Consider the following 2,884-nt stretch of genomic DNA (forward strand, 5'->3'; position numbering starts at 1 on the left):
TCGAGCAATATCTCCCCCAGAGATAACCTGTCCTGCAAGATTCCTTGTGTACCGTGCTCTCTCCCCGGAGCCGATCCAGAGAGCCCGATCCAGACGATAAAGGCCTTGCCCGCCAGCCTCAGGCCATGCGAATGCTGCCATCGAGGCGGATCACTTCCCCGTTGAGCATGCTGTTGGTGATGATGTGCTCGGCCAGACGCGCGAACTCATCGGGCTTGCCCAGACGCTTGGGAAACGGCACCGCCTCGCACAGCGCTTCGCGGGCCGGCTCCGGAATGCCGGCCATCATCGGTGTCTCGAACACGCCGGGCGCGATCGCCATCACGCGAATGCCATGGCGTGCCAGCTCACGCGCCATCGGCAGCGTCATGCCGGCGACCCCGGCCTTGGAGGCGCTATAGGCACACTGCCCCACCTGGCCATCGAAGGCCGCGACCGAGGCGGTATTGAGAATGATGCCCCGCTCGCCGTCCTCGCCCTCGGCGGCATTGCGCGCCATGCGTGCCGCCGTCAGGCGCGCCACGTTGAAGGTGCCGCTCAGATTGATCGCCAGCGTCTTCTCGAAGCCCGCGAGCGGAGCAGGCTCGCCGTCACGGTCCACCAGCTTGGCGACGCTCACCACACCGGCACAGTGGATCACCCCATGAATGGCACCGAAGGTCTGCTCCGCGACATCCAGCGCGGCCTCGACACTGGCGCTGTCGGTGATGTCGCAATGACAGAAGCGTGCCGCCTCCCCCAGCGCATCGGCCTGTTCACGTGCGGCCTCGGCAAGGTCCGCCAGCACCACCTGGCCGCCGGCCGCGACGATACGTGAGGCCGTGGCGGCCCCGAGGCCGGATGCTGCGCCGGTGATCAGAAAGCAGTGGTCGGCGATCTTCATGAAACGAGTCTCCCGAAAGGTGATGGCAGGAAAGGTGATGAGAGCCAGGTGATGACAGACCTGTGGTGACAGGCGCGTGGTAACAGACAAGCCCCGCCGGATAGCCGGCCGTGCCTGAAAGCCGCGTGTATGCCTCGGTGTTCAGCTCGCGCGCGCCTGTGCCCGCAGCAGGAAACGCTGGATCTTGCCCGACGGCGTCTTGGGCAGGCTGTCGACGAAGTCGATCTCGCGGGGATAGCTGTGCGCCGAGAGTCGCTGACGCACGCTGGCGCGAATTTCCTCCGCCAGCTCGTCACTGCCGACATGGCCATCGCGCAGCACCACATAGGCCTTGATGATCTCGCCACGCAGCGCATCCGGCTTGCCGACCGCCGCCGATTCCGCCACCGCCGGATGTACCAGCACAGCGTTCTCGACATCCGCCGGGCCGACGCGATAGCCCGCGGTGGTGATGATGTCGTCATCACGCCCGGCGAAGGTGAAGCGGCCATCGGGCTCTGCCACCACCACGTCTCCAGTCAGGTAATAGCCCTCGACGCAGGGCTGTTTCTCCTGCCAGGTGTAACCGGCGAAGAAGTGTGCGGGCGAGCGAGCGATATCCACCGCCAGCACACCCGGCTCACCCGGCGGCAGCTCACGATACTCGGCGTCGAGCACGGCCAGCCGATAGCCGGGTAGCGGGAAGCCGACACTGCCGACCACGACCTCATGGGCCAGCGCGTGATGATTGCAGCAGGTCATGCCGGTCTCGGTCTGGCCGTAATGGTCCATCACCGCACAGCCCAGCTCCCGCGCGACCCAGCCCACCACCTCGGTGTTGAGGGGCTCACCGGCGGAGCTTGCGACCCGCAGGTTCAGGCGCTCGAAGGCGCCTTCACCGAGTCCGGAGGCCTTGAGCATGCGATAGGCCGTGGGCGCGGCCGCGAAATTGTCGATGCGGTGACGCTCCATGAACGCCAGCCCGCCTTCTGCACTGAACGGCGCCTGCATGAAGTAGGTGGTGGCACCCAGCAACAGCGGGCCGGTGATGGCGTAGTAGAGGCCGTAGGCCCAGCCGGGGTCGGCCATGTTCCAGAAGCGCTCGCCAGGGCGCAGGTCCACCGCCAGGCGTTGATAGAGCCAGAAGGCGGGCAGCGCATTCAGTGCCACCGCCACGCCCTTGGGCTTGCCGACCGTGCCGGAGGTGAACATCTGCAGGAAGGGCGCCTCCACCGGAAGCCACACCGGCGGCTCGGTCAGTGGCTCGCTCTGCATCAATGTCTGCCAGTCGAGATCGCCCGCCTCCAGCGCGTCTCCCTCACCGCGCACGCAGATGATCACGGGATGGCGGGCAAGCTCAGTGAACTTGCTGCGCTGGCTCGTCTCGGTGATCACGATCTGCGTCTCGGCGCGCGACAGGCGATAGTCGAGCGCATCGGTGCCGAAGGCGGTGAACAGCGGCTGATAGACGGCGCCCAGCCGCCAGGTCGCGGCCAGCGCGATCATCAGCTCCGGCGTGCGCGACAGCATGCAGGCGACCCGCTGCCCCGCCATCACGCCCTGTGCCTTCAAGGCAGCCGCCATCCGCGCGCTCTGCTCATCGAGCTGTGCGTAACTCAGCTCACGCACCCGGCCCTGTTCGTCTTCGTGGACCAGCGCGATACGTTCGCCCTGCCCGGCGCGCAGATGACGCCCGACACATGCCTCATAGGCATTGCCGAGCTCGCCTTCGCCGTCGGTGTCGAGCGGCGTGGTGAACAATTCATCGCGCAGTGTCTGGATATCGAAGGCGGCCAGATAATCGCTCAGCGTCTGGCTGGCGGCGGGTTGCATGGCGTGTGAATTCGCAGATGCAGCTGAGGCGGCGCGTGACGTGCGGTTTGTTGTTGTATCGCTTGGCGTCATGGCGTGACTGGCTCCTGAGTGGTGCTCCGGGGCGATGTGAGATGACTGGGCGCCAGCCATCTACAGTTAACGTAAACGTCAAGTTAGCGACAAGCCTGTCGGGCGGCAAGCATTGTG

General features: G+C 65.9%; 2 protein-coding genes. Both read right to left on the reverse strand.

Annotation, left to right across the window (positions count from 1 at the left end):
- Window positions 1–118: 118 nt before the first annotated feature.
- A complete protein-coding gene (locus AC4FAH_RS00790) occupies window positions 119–883 on the reverse strand; it encodes an SDR family NAD(P)-dependent oxidoreductase (protein ID WP_286989018.1) in 765 nt (254 codons plus the stop codon).
- 141 nt (window positions 884–1,024) lie between these two features.
- Window positions 1,025–2,695, reverse strand: a complete 1,671-nt coding sequence (locus tag AC4FAH_RS00795; protein ID WP_286989016.1) for an AMP-binding protein — start codon at window positions 2,693–2,695, stop codon at window positions 1,025–1,027.
- Between the last annotated feature and the right edge of the window lie 189 nt (window positions 2,696–2,884).

This window comes from Cobetia sp., from assembly GCF_983723665.1.

What these genes read in the sequence shown, in the direction of transcription:
- AC4FAH_RS00790 (WP_286989018.1), bottom strand. Translation starts at nt 883, where the DNA reads ATGAAGATCGCCGACCACTGCTTTCTGATCACCGGCGCAGCATCCGGC.
- AC4FAH_RS00795 (WP_286989016.1), bottom strand. Translation starts at nt 2,695, where the DNA reads ATGCAACCCGCCGCCAGCCAGACGCTGAGCGATTATCTGGCCGCCTTC.